We start from the raw sequence: 16,620 nt of genomic DNA, 5'->3' as shown, positions 1-16,620 counted from the left end.
GTCTGGCGCTGACCTATCTGCCGACGGCGCATCCAGCGGCGGCGCTCCGGGCGGCCAGACGTAGAATTGTCTCGTTCGCCAGCGGGTCTCGGTCGAAGCCTGCTGCCTGACCATTCGAGGAGCTGATCGTGAGCAAGGCCCTGTTCATCATCGACGTGCAGAACGACTTCACCGAGGGCGGTGCGCTCGGCGTCGAAGGGGGTGGCGCCGTGGCGGCGGGCATCTCGCGGCTGCTCTCCGAGCATCCAGACGCCTATGACTTCGTGATCGCCTCTCGCGACTGGCACGACCCCGACAACGACAACGGGGGGCACTTCGCGACGGACGCGGCTCCCGACTTCGTGGCCACGTGGCCCGCGCACTGCGTCGCCGGTACCCCCGGGGCCGAGTACCACGATGCGCTGACCGCTGACGCCATCACCTTTCACGTTCGAAAGGGCCAGGGCGAGCCGGCCTACTCCATCTACGAGGGCACGACCGAGGAGGGCGGCACGGTGCACGAGCTGCTCGACGAGCACGGAGTGACGGAGATCGACGTTGCGGGGATCGCGACCGACTACTGCGTGCGGGCCTCGGCCCTCGACGCCATCGAACACGGCCGCAAGGTGCGAATTCTGACGGACCTCGTTGCGGGCGTCGATGCGGGGTCGAGCGCGGCTGCGCTTGCGGAACTCGGTCATGCGGGTGCCGACCTGGTGAGCTCGACGTCGGTCGACGAGGCGTGAGCACGGGCTTCTCGTCGAACCTGGTCGAGATCACCGAACTCAGTGACCCTCGACTGACCGACTACTCCCACCAGACGGATGTCGCGTTGCGGAAGGCGCAGGGCAGCGAACACGGTCTCTACCTCGCCGAATCGGCGCTCGTTCTCGAGCGCGCCGTACGCGCGGGACACACGCCCCGCTCGGTGCTCGCTCTCGGGGGCTCGGCTGACGACGCGCTGACCGCGCTCGGCCCGCACGCAGCCACGACCCCGGTGTTCGTGGGGCCGGGTGAGCTGCTTGCCGAGCTGACCGGTTACATTCTGCACCGCGGCATCGTCGCGTCGATGAACAGGCCCGCACTGCTGTCGGTCGAAGAGTTGCTGGCGGGCGCTCGGCTGGTCGTCGTGCTCGAGAACGTGGCAGACCCGACCAACGTCGGCGCCATCTTCCGTTCGGTGGCGGCGATCGGCGCCGATGCGGTACTCGTGACGCCGCGATGCTCGGACCCGTTCTACCGACGAGCCATCCGCGTGAGCATGGGCACGGTGCTGCAGGTTCCGTGGACGCGCACCGGTGAGTGGCCCGAGCTGGGCGCCACCCTCCGCGAAGCCGGGTTCGAGATCGCGGCGCTCGCCCTGAGCGACGATGCGGTCTCGCTTCGCGACTACGCCCGATCCGACGTGCGCCCGGCCAAGCTCGCCCTCGTGCTCGGAGCCGAAGGAGAGGGCCTCACCCCCGAGGCGCTCGCGCACGCCGACGCGGTGGTGAGCATCCCGATGGCCCACGGCATCGACTCCCTCAACGTGGCGGCGGCCAGCGCGGTCGCGCTGTGGGCGGTCTCGGGCTGACCCTGGTGGCCCGCCGCGCGTGCGGAGGGCGCCGCAAAACCCGTTAGCGTGGGATTCACACATATCTACCGAGGAGTACGCCCACCGATGGTGCCCGAACAGCCGGCGTTCGCCGATGCTCCGCTTGCCGCGCTCGCCCCGACAGGCGGCGTCGAGACCCCGCCGATGCCGCGCGACATCGGCCGTCTGACCATCCAGTGCGCCGACCAACCCGGGATCGTCGCCGCGGTGGCCGGGTTTCTCGCGGAGCACGGCGCGAACATCGTCGAGCTCGGCCAGTTCAGCACCGACTCCGAGAACGGCGAGTTCTTTCAGCGCACGGTCTTCCACCGTGAGAACCTGGCCGATCGGCTCTCGGAGCTCGACCGCGATTTCGAGGCCGAAGTCGGCCGGCGGTTCGGGATGTCGTACACGTTCACGAGCGCGGCGTCGCCGAAGCGGGTCGCGATCATGGTCTCGAAGTACGACCACTGCCTGCTCGAACTGCTCTGGCGGAACAAGAGTGGCGACCTCGACATGGACATCACACTCGTCATCTCGAATCATGATGACCTCCGTGCCGACGCCGAGAGTTTCGGAGTGCCGTTCGTGCACATCCCGGTGAGCAAGGCGACCAAGGCCGCTGCCGAGGCCGAGCAGCTGGAGCTGCTCACCGGCAAGGTCGACCTGGTGGTGATGGCCCGGTACATGCAGATTCTGTCGGCCGACTTCCTGGCGAACGTCGGGTGCCCGGTCATCAACATCCATCACTCCTTTCTGCCGGCGTTCGCCGGCGCTGGGCCCTACCTGAAGGCGAAGGAACGCGGAGTGAAGCTCATCGGAGCGACCGCGCACTACGCCACGGCCAACCTCGACGAGGGGCCGATCATCGAACAGGACGTGGTGCGCGTCAGCCACCGCGAGAGCGTCGGTGAGCTGGAACGGCGTGGCGCCGAGGTGGAGCGGAGCGTTCTGGCCCGTGCTGTGCAGTGGCATTGTGAGGATCGAGTGATGACATACCGGAATTCCACCACCATCCTCTAGGCCACCCAGACGGGTTCAGAGGATCGGTGGAGAACGCCGACGAAATCGTGATTGTGAAGGAGAAGAGCATGGCTGCAGCCGGAATCATCGATGGGAAGGCCGTCGCGGCGCGCGTGCGCGACCAGCTGAAGACTGATGTCGCCGACTTCCTCGCTCGTACGGGCATCCAGCCGGGCCTCGCCACCGTGCTCGTCGGGGGCGATCCTGCGTCGGAGGTCTACGTGGCCAACAAGCGCCGGTCGTCGGTCGCTGCGGGAATGGCCGATCTGCACCAGCACCTCCCCGAGGATGCGACGCAGGAGGAGGTCGAGAGCCTGCTCAAGGAGCTGGCGGCGAACCACGCCGTGTCGGGCATCCTGTTGCAACTGCCGGTGCCGGCGCATCTGAACGCTGCGGCGCTGATCGAGCTGATTCCGTTCGAGAAGGATGTCGACGGGCTCACGACCATGAGCGTGGGGCTGCTCGCCCAAGGCAAGCCGGGGCTGCGGCCGTGCACGCCGTCAGGGGTGATCGAGCTGCTCGATGCCTACGATGTGCCGATCGAGGGCGCCAATGTGGTCGTGGTCGGCCGTTCGGAGCTCGTGGGGCGACCGGTCGCCCAGCTGCTGGTCAACCGCAACGCGACGGTGACCATCGCGCACTCGCGCACCCGCGACCTCGCGTCGGTCTGCCGTGCCGCGGATGTCATCGTGGCTGCGGTCGGGGTGAAGGGGCTGATCACAAGCGACTTCGTGAAGCCGGGTGCGGTCGTGATCGACGTGGGGATCCACCGCGGGCCGGAGGGCCTCAGCGGCGACGTCGACTTCGCGGGCGTCTCGGAGGTGGCCTCGCTCCTCACTCCGGTGCCCGGCGGGGTGGGCCCGATGACGATCGCGATGCTGCTCGCGAACACGCTGCGCGCCGCAGAACTGCAGTACGCGCTCGCCGACTGACGCTCGGCGGGCGGCGACAGCGGCCCGCTCAGACGAGCAGCTGGCGCTTTGCGAGCTCGCGGTAGAGGGGAGTGGACTCGACAAGTTCGGAGTGGGTTCCGACCCCGACCACGCTGCCGTGGTCGAGCACGATGATGCGGTCGGAGTCCACGACGGTCGAGAGCCGGTGCGCGATGACGATCAGCGTGCGGTTCTCGGCGACCGCGTCGATCGCCTCGCGCAGCATCTGCTCGTTCAGCCCGTCGAGGCTCGAGGTCGACTCATCCAGCAGCAGGATGGGCGGGGCCGACAGCAGCGCTCGCGCGATCGCGAGCCGCTGGCGCTCGCCGCCCGAGAGCATGACTCCCTCCTCGCCGACGGGCGCATCCAGGCCGAGAGGTGAACGCTCCAGCACCTCGAGCAGGTTGACGGCACCGAGCACCGCGACGCACTGGTCGTCGGTCGCGTCGGGCGTGGCGAGCAGCAGGTTAGAGCGGATGCTGCCGGCCAGTACCGGCGCGTCCTGCTCGACGTAGCCGATCTGCGCCCGCAGTTCGCGCCGGTCGAGGGCGCGGATGTCGACCCCGCCCACACGGATGCTGCCTCCCGTCGCGTCGTAGAACCGCTCGATGAGCGCGAGGATGGTGCTCTTGCCGGCACCCGACGGCCCGACGAGGGCGATGCGCTTGCCGCGGGGCACGCTGAAACTCACTCCGCGAAGAACGGGTGCGGCGGGTGCGGCGGAGGCGGGCGAGGCGTCGCGGGTGGCTGCCGCGGCGCGGGTCGGCGCCGCGGACAGCTTCACCGGTGCGTCGTCGCCGATCCGGCTCTGGATGCCCGGCTCAGCCTGCACGTCTGCGCCCCGTGCTGCGAGCCGAACTGTGCCCGGCCCGGTGAGGTCACCCCGGGCATCCGGAGCCCCGTCGCCCGGCGCAGCTCCGTCGGCGTAGGCGAAGAAGACGTCGTCGAACTCGACGGCGAGCTCACCGACGGAGGCCACCCGCGACGCCGCGAGACCAGCGCCAGCGCCACCCGCGCCGCCGCCAGCACCACCCATACCGCCAGCACCAGCCACACCACCAGCACCCGCATGCAGCGGCGCCACATCCCGATCCAGCTGCCCCTCACTCGGCAGCGCGATGATCTCCTGGATGCGCCCCAGCGCCCCCAGCGCCGAATTCACCGACGTGAACGCCCCAAACGCCTGCCCGAGCGGAAGGATCATCATGAACAGGAACAGGATGAACGACACGAGGGCGGCGATCGTGATCGACCCGCTCGCCACCCGGTAGCCGCCCACCCCGATCACCGTGAGGAACGCGACCTGCATCGCTATTCCCGCGACGGGCACCACCAGCGCCGAGATCTTCGCCACCTTGATACCCATCAGCCAGGCGCCCTCGGCGTCTTTCTCCACCGCTGCGATCTCGCGTTCGGTCGCGTTCGCCGCGCGAACCGTACGCACCGCACTGATGGCCCGCTCCACGCTCGCGGCCAGGTCGCCGACCTTCTCCTGCGCCTGGCGACTGGCGACGCGGATGCGCGCAGAGAGCAGCACAACCACGACGATCGAGAGCCCGACGACGAGCACCGTCAGCCCGAGCAGTACCGGGTCGATGATGAGCATGGCGATGAGCGCCCCGACGAAGGTGAGCGAGCCGCCGATGGCCTCCACGAGGCCCTGCGTCAGCACGGCCCGCAAAAGGGTCGTGTCGGAGCCGACCCGCGAGACCAGGTCGCCGGTGCGGCGGGTGTCGAATTCGCGGATGGGGAGGTTGAGCATCCGCCCCACCAGCTTGCGCCGCGACGAGAGTACGACGCCCTCGCCCGTGCGCTGCAGCAGGTAGTGCTGAAAACCGCTGATCAGGCCTGAGACCACCACGAGGGCGACGAGGCCCCAGACCAGCCCGTCGAGGCTCGACCCGGCGGTGACCAGCGTGATGACCTGGCTCACGAGCAGGGGCTGGGCGAGGCTTGCGGCGGCGCCCAGCACGCTCAGCACGATGACGAAGGAGAGAACCTTCTTGTGCTCGAAGAGGTAGGGGATCAGATCGCTGAAACGGGCGCGGGGGCCTTCGGCATCTTTCGCACCACGCCGACGACGGCCGCGGGGTTCTGCAGTATTCGACATGGCAACTTTCGGTTTCCCGTCAAGTTTATGTCGGTCGGAAGGCCCCGCGGCCGCGCCCGCTCAGCTGAGGTTGTTGTCGTACTCCACGTCGCGGGTCTCGCGGCTGAGCAGCAGCGCCACCAGCGTGATCACGGCCATCACCGACAGGTAGACGCCGACGAGCACGGGGCTCCCGGATGCCGCGGCCCACAGTGCGACGGCGACGAACGGCGCGACGGCCGCACCCAGGATCGACGCGAAGTTGTAGCTGATCGCCGACCCCGTGTACCGCACGTTCGCCGGGAACAGTTCGGGCAGCACGGATGCCATCGGCCCGAACGTGAGCCCCATCAGCGTGAATCCGATGATGAGCAGCGCCATGGTGCCGACGAAGCCGCCGCCGAACAGGGGTACGAACAGCAGGCCGAAGACGAGGATGCCCGCGGTCGTCACGATGAGCGTGAGGCGACGGCCGTACTTCTCGGCGAGCGGACCCGAGACGAGCGTGAAGATTCCGAAGAACACGACGCCGATGATCAGCATGATGAGGAAGTCGGTGCGGGAGTAGCCGAGGCCGGGGGTCGCCGCGCTCGTCGCCGTCGTTCCGTAGGTGAGCGTGTACGTGGTCATCAGGTAGAAGAGCGTGTAGGTCGCCAGCATGATGAACGTTCCGAGGATGAGCGGGCGCCAGCTGGACTTGAAGACGCGGGCGACCGGCACCTTGGCGACCTCGCCGCGCTCGACGACCTTCTGGAAGGCGGGCGTCTCGACGAGCTTGAAGCGCACGTAGAGGCCGACGATGACGAGGATCGCGCTGATCACGAACGGCACGCGCCAGCCCCAGCTGGCGAACGCGTCGGCCGACATGGTGAGGCTCAGCACCAGGAAGATGCCATTGGCGAGGATGAAGCCGATCGGGGCGCCCATTTGCGGGAACGTGCCGTAGATGGCGCGCTTGCCCTTTGGCGCGTTCTCCGTCGCCAGCAGGGCGGCACCACTCCACTCGCCACCGAGGCCGAGGCCCTGGGCGAAGCGGAAGAGGGTGAGCAGCAGGGGAGCGGCTATGCCGATCTGGGCATATGTCGGCAGCAGCCCGATCAGAACGGTCGCGATCCCCATGGTGAGCAGCGATGCGACCAGCGTCTTCTTGCGGCCTATACGGTCACCGAAGTGCCCGAAGATGATCGACCCGATGGGCCGGGCGATGAACGCGATACCGAACACGAGGAACGACGACAACAGGCTGACGGTCGGGTTCGAGTTGTCGGGGAAGAACAGCTTCGGGAACACGAGCACAGCCGCCGTGCCGTACACATAGAAGTCGTAGAACTCGATCGACGTTCCGATGAGGCTGGCGAGGATCACCCGGTTGCGGGTGTTGGCAGGTGCTGCGGAGGGGGCGACGGCGTTGGCTGAGGACATGACGGCTTTCAGGCAATGGGGTACAGGAGTACACGAGTGACACGGCGGGAGGTGCGTCGATCGGGCGCACAGTCAACCGCGGTGTGACGAGAAGCGGTGGTGTACCGCGGTAATACCATACCTCGGTTACGGCGACATGGGGTTCGGCCGTGAATCTCCGGGCAGCTGGTGCCCCATGCGGTCGCGCTTCGTGTCGAGGTACCCGGCGTTCTCGTCGCCGCGGCCGACGATGAGCGGCACGCGCTCGGTGACGGTGATGCCGTGCTCTTCGAGCTGGGTCACTTTGTCGGGATTGTTCGTGAGCAGCCGGATGCCGGTCAGCCCGAGCTCGGCGAGGATGGCCGCCGCGGCACCGTACTCCCGGGCATCCACCGGCAGCTGTAACGCCATGTTCGCTTCGAGGGTGTCGAGGCCGCTCTCCTGCAGCCGGTAGGCACGGAGCTTGTTCAGCAGCCCGATGCCGCGGCCCTCGTGACCGCGGAGATAGACCACGACACCGCCGTGCTGGGCGATCAGGTCGAGCGCAGCATCCAGTTGCGGCCCGCATTCGCACTTCAGCGAGCCGAAGGCCTCGCCGGTGAGGCACTCGGAGTGAACCCTGACGAGCGCGCCCGGGCCCGATGGGTCGCCGGAGACGACCGCCAGGTGATCGGTACCGGCCACGCGGTCGTGGTACGCCCGGAACCGGAACTCCCCGTGCACGGTCGGCACGAGCGTCTCGACTTCGAAGCTCACGCGGGTCGCACGCCTCGCGGAGGTGCCGTCGTCGTTCATCTCGTCGGGCACCCGATCGGCGGTCAGCGCGTCGAGTCTCTCGGCGCAGCCAGCGCCTGCGACTTCGGGATGCGGCCGAGCCGTGAAGCGACGCCCCACGAGGTGACCTTCGCGAGAGCCTCGACCACGATTCCGCTCGTCATCTTCGACTGGCCTTCGAGGCGCTCGACGAAGGTGATCGGGAACTCCCGCACGACACCGCCCGAGCGCTCGACGAGCCACGCGAGTTCGATCTGGAAGCAGTAGCCGGCGCTGTCGAGCCGGGAGAGGTCGAGTGAGCGGAGCGTGTCGGCGGTGAAGCCCCGGTAGCCCGACGTGATGTCGTGCAGCTTCGACGAGAGCATGATGCGGGCGTAGGTGGTTCCCGAGCGGGAGATGAGCTTGCGGTACCAGGGCCAGTTCTCGGTCTTGCCACCGGGAATCCACCGCGCGCCGATGCCGAGGTTGGCCCCGTTGTCGAGCAGCTTCAGCAGGCGCGGCAGCTCCTCCGGCTGGTGGGAGCCGTCGGCATCCATCTCGATGATGTAGTCGTAGCCCTGCTCGAGAGCCCAGCCGAAGCCGGCGACGTAGGCCGTGCCGAGGCCGTTCTTCTCGGTGCGGTGCAGGATGTGCACGCGCGGCTCTGTCAGGGCGATCGCGTCGACGATCTCCCCGGTGCCGTCAGGGCTCGAGTCGTCGACGACGAGGATGTCGACCGCGGGATTCGCGCTGAGGATACGATCGATCATCGCGGCGATCGTGTCTTTCTCGCGGTAGGTCGGCATGACGACGACAGCTCCGGCCAATGGGCTACCTTTCTGACGTGCGCCCCTGTGCAGAGGCAACCTCCCCACACTAACTCACCTGCATCGGCGCTCGGAATTCGGGGGAGCCCTTCAATATACGGCACGGCCTCATAGGGTTGTCGTGTGAACGCTGACAAGTCCCCGCATGCGAGCTGGTTCCGCGCCCGGCGGATGAACGTGGCAGCGCTCTCACCCGAACGCTATGCGCGGCTCATCCTCTCCACCTCGCGCGTGCCCTTCCTGCAGGTGGTCAAGACGAGCGTCGCTGCCGTTCTCGCCTGGCTCGCGACGGCCTGGCTGCTCGAGGGCCAGGTGCCGATCTTCGCCGTGATCGCCGCCATTCTCGTGGTGCAGCCGAGCGTCAACCAATCGTTCGGCAAGGCGCTCGAGCGCTGCGTCGGCGTGGTCATCGGCGTCATTCTGGCGTACGGGGTGGGGCTGGTCTTCGGCGCCACCTCCTGGGTGGTGCTTCTGGCGGTGATCGTCGCGTTGGTGCTCGGCTGGGTGCTGAAGCTCGGGCCGACGTCGTCGGTGCAGATTCCGATCAGCGCGATGCTCGTGCTCTCGCTCGGTGCCTCGACGCCGGGATATGCCTTCAACCGCATATTGGAGACGATCATCGGTGCCCTCATCGGCGTCGCGGTCAACCTGCTGATCGTGCCGCCGGTGGCGCTGCAGCCGGTGCACGAGTCGGTTGCGAGGCTCGGCGAGGAGGTTGCGGGCATCCTGGATTCCCTCGCGCGGATCCTGCGTGCGCCGACGACCGCGAACGACCGCACGACGATGCTGTTGGAGGCGAGGCTGCTGACCCCGATGCGGGCGAAGGCGGCAGCCGCGCTCGCCGCAGGGGAGGAGAGCCTGAAGTACAACCCGCGACGCTCCGTGCACCGCGATCTGCTCGACCGCGACGGCGAACTGCTCACGATGCTCTCGGTGCTCGTCACCCGCGTGGTCGGTATGGCGAGGGGAGTGGTCGACCACTACGACGATGAGCTGGTGGGCGAGCCGCTCGTGGCGGAGATCGTCTCCGAGCTCGAACGGGCCTCGCACGACCTGCGCCTGGTGATCCGCAGCGCCAACCTGCCGGGCACGCCTGCCGCCTCCTCGCTGCCGCAGGCTCCGGTTCCGGATGCCCTGCCGGCCCTGACCGCTCCGCTCACGGTCGCGGTGCCGAGTTCAGCGCACTGGGTGCTTCTCGGGTTTCTGCTCGAAGACCTGAGGCGCATCCACGAGGAACTCGTCGAGGCGACCGCGGACCTCTCCGAGCCGCCGGCCGGCTAGTCCGGCGAGCGCTGCCCGAACGACTTCAGATGCGCCTCGGTCAGCGCCGCCATCTGCTCGTCTGTCAGGTCGTCGAGGCCTTTCGCTTCTGTGCGATCGTGTTTCGACCAGCGCACGAACAGCAGGATCAGAATGGGGATGTCGGCGACCTCGGCGATGAACCAGAGCAGGTCTCCCGACAGCTGCTGGTCGCGGAGGGCGCTCGGGAACCAGCCCGGCACGGCGCCGAGCACCGGGCCCGCGTGGTCGAGGATCTGGTCGTTCAGCCGCAGCAGGATGCCGGGGATCGCATCCACGACGAGCTCGACGAACGCCAGCATGAACTCTGCCGCGATGAAGAGGCTGGTTCGCACCACGACGAGTTCGGTGAGCGGCAGCACCAGAATGAGACCGATCAGCGGCACGACCACCGAGATCACGCCCTGGGCGACCGGCGACTCCCGCAGGTTCCCCGCGAGGGGGGTGAGGAACACCGAGAAGGCCACGAGCGCGAACACCGGCCCGAACACCGCATTGCCCATGATGCCGATGACCCGCGATTCGAGCACGCGGTCGAGCATCCGTGCGCCCCGCGGGCTGCCGCTCAGCGCCTCGCGGGCCAGGGCGACGGGCTTGCCCGTGGCGACGAGTCCGGGAACCGCGAACAGCAGCAGCGCGATGCGGGTCGTGAAGGCGAAACGCAGCTGCTGGCTGTAGACCCCGAGGAATCCGAACTCGATGACCGCGAACGAGCCGAGCCCGAGCAGGTAGAACCCGGCCGACCGCTTCAGCGACCAGTGCACGCCGCGGCGGGCGAGCATCCGGATGCCGAGCCCGTAGAGCACGCCGACGATGACGATCGCGGCGACCCCCGCGGGGTCGAGCTGCCAGGTGCTCAGCAGAACGAAGATGTCAGGCGTGGTCACTCCTTGGGGTCTCACCCAGTATGCGCTTTCGACTCGGGAGTTTCTGTCGCTATCCGGCGCTGATACCGACAGAAAGCCCCGAGTCGATGCCGCGGCGGCGCGCGGCGCGGCGAGTCAGGAGGGGAGGGTGCGCTGGCGGCGCAGGAAGCCGACGCGATCGTAGACCGTGGCGAGCGTCTGCTCGGCGACCTCGTTCGCGCGGTCGGCCGCCGACGCGAGGATGCGGTCGAGCTCGGCCGGGTCGGCGAGCAGCTCGAGCGCGCGCTCCCGAATGGGAGAGACCGTCTCGATGACGACCTCGGCGAGGGACTTCTTCAGGTCGCCGTAGCCGCGCCCGGCGTATTCCGCCTCGAGCGACGCGATCGAGGAGCCGCCGAGAACCGAGAACACGGTGAGCAGGTTGGAGACGCCCGCCTTGTTCGCAGGGTCGAAGACGATGCCGCCGTCGGCATCCGTCACCGCGCGCATGATCTTCTTCTTCGTCACCGAGGGTTCGTCGAGCATCCAGATGACCCCCGCCTTCGACTCGGCCGACTTCGACATCTTCGACCCGGGGTTCTGCAGGTCGTAGATCTTGGCCGTCTGCTTCAGGATGTACGGCTCGGGTACGGCGAAGGTGTCGCCGAAACGGCTGTTGAACCGGGTGGCGAGGTCGCGCGTGAGTTCGACGTGCTGGCGCTGGTCTTCGCCGACCGGCACCTCGGCGGCCTGGTAGAGCAGAATGTCGCCCGCCTGCAGGATGGGGTAGGTGAAGAGCCCGACCGAGGTCGAGTCGGTGCCCTGCTTGGCCGACTTGTCTTTGAACTGCGTCATGCGGGCGGCCTCGCCGAAACCCGTGATCGTGTTCAGCACCCAGGCCAGCTCGGCGTGCGCGGGAACGTGCGACTGCACGAAGAGCGTCGAGCGCGCGGGGTCGATTCCGGCGGCGATGTACTGCGCGACGGTGCGGCGGGTGTTCTCCCGCAGTTCGGCCGGGTCTTGCGGCACGGTGATCGCGTGCAGGTCAGCCAGCATGTAGAACGCTTCGTGCGACTCCTGCAGCGCCTTCCAGCTGAGCAGGGCTCCGACGTAGTTGCCGAGGTGCAGCGACTCGGCAGACGGCTGCATGCCCGAGAGCAGGCGGGGCTTGGATGCCATGGGTTCAGTTCCTAAGAGAGAGAGGGTCGAGAAGAGGCTATATCGCGTAGTCCACCACGACGGGGGTGTGGTCTGACCAGCGCTCGTCGTGGGCGGCAGCCCGGTCGACCGAGTAGTTCGTCACCCGGGCGGCCAGGTCGGGCGTCGCCATCTGGTAGTCGATGCGCCACCCCGTGTCGTTGTCGAAGGCCTGGCCACGCCACGACCACCAGGTGTACGGCCCGTCGACCTCGCCGGCCTGCGCCCGCCCGATGTCGACCCAGCCGAGCCCGGGCCCGGTCGAGCCGTCGACACCCTCGACGACGGAGCCCTCCGCCCCGAAGAACCGGTCGAAGTAGGCCCGCTCCTTCGGCAGGAAGCCGGCGCGCTTGACGTTCCCCTTCCAGTTGCGGATGTCGAGCGGCTTGTGACCCACATTCAGGTCGCCGACGACCACTGCCAGTGGTGAGTGGGCGGCGATCTCGGGCAGGCGCTTCTCCATGCCGTCGAGGAACCGGTACTTCTCGACCTGCTTGGGGGTACCGTCTTCGCCCGAGTGCACGTAGGCGCTCACGACGGTGACGATCTGGCCGTTCACCTCGTAGTCGGCCTCGAGCCACCGGCCGGCGCTGTCGAACTCCTCCTCGCCGATGGCGACGCGGTGGATGCTTGCCGCCGACCGCGACGCGATGGCGACTCCGGCGCGGCCCTTCGCCGTCGCGGCGTCGTGCAGGATGTTCCACTCCGGCCCGAGCAGCCCCTCGAGGTCTTCAGTGGAGGCGCGCACCTCCTGGATCGCCAGAATGTCGACGTCGCGGGCGTCGAGCCACGCCCCCATTCCCTTGCGGAATGCGGCGCGGATGCCGTTGGTGTTGATCGACGCGACGCGGAGAGTGGTGGTGCCAGAAGCCATGCGACAAGTCTAGAGGGAGCCCCCGACGCCGCCCTGCGGGGGCCGGTCGGTCAGGGCTTCCGAGGCGGGGTGGCGGCAGCCGGGTCGATGGCCGGGGCCTTCTTCTCTGCCTCGAGTTCCCTGTCGATGCGCTTGAGGGCCCGACGCAGGTTCGTCTTCCGCAGGCCGAATGACTCCGCGAGTTCGGAGGTGAGTTGCGCGTGCTGCGCCTCGAGAACCTGCCGGTGGGCATCCGCCTCGGTCTGCAGGGCCTCGGCCTCCTTCTGCTCCGGTGTCAGCTGGCGGGGGTCGATCCCGGCATCGTTCATGCTGATCGTGATCCACGAGGCGACGATCAGCACGACCTGGCAGATCAGGTTGAACCAGATCAGAATCCCGATGATCACCGCGAACGAGGCGAGCAGCGGGTTCGAGGTCGCTCCGCCCAGCAGGGTCGAGCCGAGCGCCTTCAGCACGCCCATCGCGGCCCCGCCGATGGCCGCCCCGGGCAGCAACTGACGGAAGGGGATCGGCACGCCGGAGAGGATCCGGTAGATTCCCGCCAGCACCAGGGTGTCGAAGAAGAAGACCACCACGAGGCCGATGATCCGCCCGACGATCTCGGCGAACGGGGAGGCATTGTCGAGACCGAGCAGATCGAACACGAACCCGAGCGCAGCCGTCGAGGCCACTGTCATCGCCATCGAGATGAGCAGCACGACCGCGAAGACGATCGCGAAGCCGAGGTCCTTCAGCTTCAGCACTGCGAAGTTCGTCGTCGGGCCGGGGAGGTTGAAGATCAGCCGGATGGCGCTCCGCATCGCCCCGAGAAAGCCGATGGCGGTGAACACCAGCCCCGCTGCCGCGACGATACCCGTCCAGCCGAGCACGGGAGACGCCGAGGTCAGCGCCTCGGGCTTGATCGCCCCGTTCTCGCCGATCAGCCCCGGAACGCTCTGATTGAGCTGGCTGATCAGGGCATCCTGCAGCGCCTGGTTCGTCGAGAAGACGATGCCGAAGACGGAGAACACCACGGCGAGAGCGGCGAAGATCGCGAAGACGGCCTGGTAGCTCATGCCTGATGCGAGCAGCGGCCCACCGTTGCTCGCGTAGTTCTGGAAGACCCGAACGGGCTTCGACGCCACGATCTTCGCGATCAGACCAGCGATGCCGCCCTTCGGCTCCGTGGAGCGATGGGCGGCATCGTCTGTCGCATCTTCGACGACGTCACTCGGCTTGGCGTCTTTCGTCACAGTGGTCACGCGACAAGCCTAGATCGACGGGTCAGCGCTTGCCGAACATGATCGCCTGCTTGACTTCTGCGATCGCCTGCGTGACCTGGATGCCGCGGGGGCACGCCTCGGAGCAGTTGAAGGTGGTGCGGCAGCGCCACACACCCTCTTTGTCGTTCAGGATGTCGAGGCGCACCGAGGAGGCCTCGTCGCGGGAGTCGAAGATGAAGCGGTGCGCGTTCACGATCGCCGCCGGGCCGAAGTACTGCCCGTCGGTCCAGAAGACGGGGCACGACGACGTGCACGCGGCGCAGAGGATGCACTTCGTGGTGTCGTCGAACCGGGCGCGCTCGGCGGCCGACTGCAGGCGTTCCTTGTCGGGCTTCGACGATGCCTGCAGGAAGGGCTGCACTTCGCGGTAGGAGGCGAAGAACGGCTCCATGTCGACGACGAGGTCCTTCTCCAGCGGCAGGCCCTTGATGGCCTCGACGTACACGGGCTTCGTGATGTCGAGGTCTTTCATCAGGGTCTTGCAGGCGAGACGGTTGCGGCCGTTGATGCGCATGGCATCCGAACCGCACACTCCGTGCGCACAGGAGCGACGGAAGGTCAGAGAACCGTCCTGCTCCCACTTGATCTTGTGCAGAGCATCCAGAACCCGGTCTGTCGGGTAGAGCTCGACGTCGAAGTCCTCCCAGCGCGGCTCTTCGTCGACCTCGGGATTGAAGCGGCGCACCATCATGGTGACCGTGAAGGTGGGGACCGGGGCTTCGGCGGGTGCCGGTGGGGAGTCCAGTGTTGCTGTACTCATGATCAGTACTTCCTCTCCATGGGCTGGTAGCGCGTGACCACTACCGGCTTGGTGTCGAGTCGGATGTGGTCTCCGGCATCGGTGGAATGTGCGTCGCCCGAGAGGTAGGCCATGGTGTGCACCATGTAGTTCTCGTCGTCCCGCTTGGGGTAGTCCTCGCGGAAGTGGCCGCCGCGGCTCTCCTTGCGGTACATCGCGGAGTAGACGGTGACTTCGGCGAGGTCGAGCAGGAAGCCGAGCTCGATGGCTTCGAGCAGGTCGGTGTTGAACCGCTTGCCCTTGTCCTGCACCATGACGTTGCGGTACCGGTCGCGAAGACCGGCGATGACCTTCGTCACCTCGATCAGCGACTCCTCGGTGCGGAACACCTGGGCGTTCCGGTCCATCGAGTCCTGCAGCTCCTTGCGCATGTCGGACATGCGCTCGGTGCCCTGGGTCGTACGGAGCATCTGCACGAGCTCGCGGATCGGCCGGGCCGGGTCGTCGGGCAGCGGCACGAAGTCGGCGGTCAGCGCGTACTCGACGGCGTTGTTGCCGGCCCGCTTGCCGAACACGTTGATGTCGAGCAGCGAGTTGGTGCCCAGCCGGTTCGAGCCGTGCACGGAGACGCAGGCGCACTCGCCGGCGGCGTACAGCCCGGGCACGACGGTGGTGTTGTCGCTCAGCACCTCGGCCTTGACGTTGGTGGGGATGCCGCCCATCGCGTAGTGCGCGGTCGGCAGCACGGGCACCGGCTCGGTGTACGGCTCGACGCCGAGGTAGGTGCGCGCGAACTCGGTGATGTCGGGCAGCTTCGCGTCGATGACGGCGGGCTCGAGGTGGGTGATGTCGAGGTAGACCCAGTCCTTGTTGGGGCCGCCGCCGCGACCCTCGCGGATCTCGGTCGCCATGCACCGCGCCACGATGTCGCGGGGGGCGAGGTCTTTGATGGTGGGGGCGTAGCGCTCCATGAAGCGCTCGCCCTCGCTGTTGCGGAGGATCGCGCCCTCGCCGCGGGCGGCTTCGGAGAGCAGGATGCCGAGGCCGGCCAGCCCTGTCGGATGGAACTGGTAGAACTCCATGTCCTCCAGCGGCAGGCCCTTTCGCCAGATGATGCCGACGCCGTCACCGGTGAGGGTGTGTGCGTTGGAGGTGGTCTTGAAGATCTTGCCGAACCCGCCGGTCGCGAACACGATCGACTTGCCCTGGAACACGTGCAGGTCGCCGGTGGCGAGCTCGTAGGCCACCACGCCGGCGGGGCGCTTGACCCCGTCGACCTCGACCATGACCAGGTCGAGAACGTAGTACTCATTGAAGAAGTTGATGCCGTGCTTGACGCAGTTCTGGTAGAGCGTCTGCAGGATCATGTGGCCGGTGCGGTCGGCGGCGTAGCAGGCACGGCGAACCGGGCTCTTGCCGTGGTCGCGCGTGTGCCCGCCGAACCGGCGCTGGTCGATCTTGCCCTCGGGGGTGCGGTTGAAGGGCAGGCCCATGTTCTCGAGGTCGTAGATCGCGTCGATCGCCTCTTTTGCGAGGATCTCCGCCGCATCCTGGTCGACGAGGTAGTCGCCGCCCTTGACCGTGTCGAAGGTGTGCCACTCCCAGTTGTCCTCTTCGACGTTGGCGAGCGCCGCCGCCATGCCGCCCTGCGCCGCACCGGTGTGCGAGCGGGTCGGGTACAGCTTGGAGATCACGGCGGTCTTCGCCTTGGGGCCGGCTTCGATCGCCGCGCGCATGCCCGCGCCGCCTGCACCCACGATGATGACATCGTGCTGGTGGTAGGTGACGCCATCGACGACGGCGCCGTCTGCGTATTCAGTCACTGGG

14 protein-coding genes and 1 pseudogene are annotated in these 16,620 nt (G+C 67.7%); 5 read left to right on the top strand and 10 right to left on the bottom strand.

The window, feature by feature from the left end:
- The first annotated feature begins 128 nt into the window (after positions 1–128).
- The 4 genes from C5B96_RS09480 (at position 129) to folD (ending at position 3,507) form a co-directional block, all read left to right on the top strand.
- Entirely contained in the window at positions 129–725 is a 597-nt protein-coding gene (locus C5B96_RS09480; RefSeq protein ID WP_104245120.1) for an isochorismatase family protein, read from the top strand.
- The gene (locus C5B96_RS09475; protein WP_104245119.1) at positions 722–1,552 is read left to right on the top strand and encodes an RNA methyltransferase; all 831 of its coding nucleotides are present in this window, start codon (positions 722–724) and stop codon (positions 1,550–1,552) included. Before C5B96_RS09480 ends, C5B96_RS09475 begins: the two co-directional genes overlap by 4 nt.
- Positions 1,553–1,717: 165 nt before the next feature.
- Positions 1,718–2,575, top strand: a complete 858-nt coding sequence (gene purU / locus C5B96_RS09470; protein WP_199176614.1) for a formyltetrahydrofolate deformylase — start codon at positions 1,718–1,720, stop codon at positions 2,573–2,575.
- Between the two features lie 68 nt (positions 2,576–2,643).
- Positions 2,644–3,507 carry a bifunctional methylenetetrahydrofolate dehydrogenase/methenyltetrahydrofolate cyclohydrolase FolD gene (gene folD / locus C5B96_RS09465; protein WP_104245207.1) on the top strand — a complete coding sequence of 288 codons (864 nt, stop codon included), beginning with the start codon at positions 2,644–2,646 and terminating at the stop codon, positions 3,505–3,507.
- A gap of 28 nt (positions 3,508–3,535) precedes the next feature.
- Here folD and C5B96_RS09460 read toward each other — a convergent pair whose 3' ends face one another.
- From C5B96_RS09460 to C5B96_RS09445, 4 genes and pseudogenes are all read right to left on the bottom strand, one after another.
- Entirely contained in the window at positions 3,536–5,617 is a 2,082-nt protein-coding gene (locus C5B96_RS09460; protein ID WP_104245117.1) for an ABC transporter ATP-binding protein, read from the bottom strand.
- Positions 5,618–5,677: 60 nt separating this feature from the next.
- Positions 5,678–7,018 carry an MFS transporter gene (locus C5B96_RS09455; RefSeq protein ID WP_104245116.1) on the bottom strand — a complete coding sequence of 447 codons (1,341 nt, stop codon included), beginning with the start codon at positions 7,016–7,018 and terminating at the stop codon, positions 5,678–5,680.
- A 126-nt stretch (positions 7,019–7,144) separates the two neighbouring features.
- Positions 7,145–7,765, bottom strand: a pseudogene (gene ribA / locus C5B96_RS09450) (GTP cyclohydrolase II); the annotation flags it as partial.
- A gap of 50 nt (positions 7,766–7,815) precedes the next feature.
- On the bottom strand, positions 7,816–8,577 hold the full coding sequence (locus C5B96_RS09445) for a polyprenol monophosphomannose synthase (RefSeq protein WP_233189105.1): 762 nt from the start codon (positions 8,575–8,577) through the stop codon (positions 7,816–7,818).
- A 123-nt stretch (positions 8,578–8,700) separates the two neighbouring features.
- Here C5B96_RS09445 and C5B96_RS09440 point away from each other — a divergent pair, with 123 nt between their 5' ends.
- Positions 8,701–9,858 (top strand): aromatic acid exporter family protein, encoded by a 1,158-nt coding sequence (locus C5B96_RS09440; RefSeq protein WP_233189104.1) that lies wholly within the window; start codon positions 8,701–8,703, stop codon positions 9,856–9,858.
- Here C5B96_RS09440 and C5B96_RS09435 read toward each other — a convergent pair.
- The 6 genes from C5B96_RS09435 to sdhA all read right to left on the bottom strand — a co-directional run bounded on the left by C5B96_RS09435 (position 9,855) and on the right by sdhA (position 16,616).
- The gene (locus C5B96_RS09435) at positions 9,855–10,763 is read right to left on the bottom strand and encodes a cytochrome c oxidase assembly protein (protein ID WP_104245114.1); all 909 of its coding nucleotides are present in this window, start codon (positions 10,761–10,763) and stop codon (positions 9,855–9,857) included. The two genes, C5B96_RS09440 and C5B96_RS09435, sit on opposite strands and share 4 nt — an antisense overlap.
- Before the next feature lie 114 nt (positions 10,764–10,877).
- The gene (trpS, locus tag C5B96_RS09430) at positions 10,878–11,900 is read right to left on the bottom strand and encodes a tryptophan--tRNA ligase (protein WP_104245113.1); all 1,023 of its coding nucleotides are present in this window, start codon (positions 11,898–11,900) and stop codon (positions 10,878–10,880) included.
- A 37-nt stretch (positions 11,901–11,937) separates the two neighbouring features.
- A complete protein-coding gene (locus C5B96_RS09425; RefSeq protein WP_104245112.1) occupies positions 11,938–12,792 on the bottom strand; it encodes an exodeoxyribonuclease III in 855 nt (284 codons plus the stop codon).
- Positions 12,793–12,842: 50 nt separating this feature from the next.
- A complete protein-coding gene (locus tag C5B96_RS09420; RefSeq protein ID WP_104245111.1) occupies positions 12,843–14,033 on the bottom strand; it encodes a YhjD/YihY/BrkB family envelope integrity protein in 1,191 nt (396 codons plus the stop codon).
- Between the two features lie 22 nt (positions 14,034–14,055).
- Positions 14,056–14,814 carry a succinate dehydrogenase iron-sulfur subunit gene (locus C5B96_RS09415; protein WP_104245110.1) on the bottom strand — a complete coding sequence of 253 codons (759 nt, stop codon included), beginning with the start codon at positions 14,812–14,814 and terminating at the stop codon, positions 14,056–14,058.
- Positions 14,815–14,816: 2 nt separating this feature from the next.
- Positions 14,817–16,616, bottom strand: coding sequence for a succinate dehydrogenase flavoprotein subunit (sdhA, locus tag C5B96_RS09410; protein ID WP_104245109.1), 1,800 nt, complete (start codon positions 16,614–16,616; stop codon positions 14,817–14,819).
- Positions 16,617–16,620: the final 4 nt, after the last annotated feature.

Source organism: Subtercola sp. Z020, from assembly GCF_002931235.1.
Lineage (GTDB): Bacteria > Actinomycetota > Actinomycetes > Actinomycetales > Microbacteriaceae > Subtercola.
This window is presented reverse-complemented; position numbering and strand designations above follow the sequence as displayed.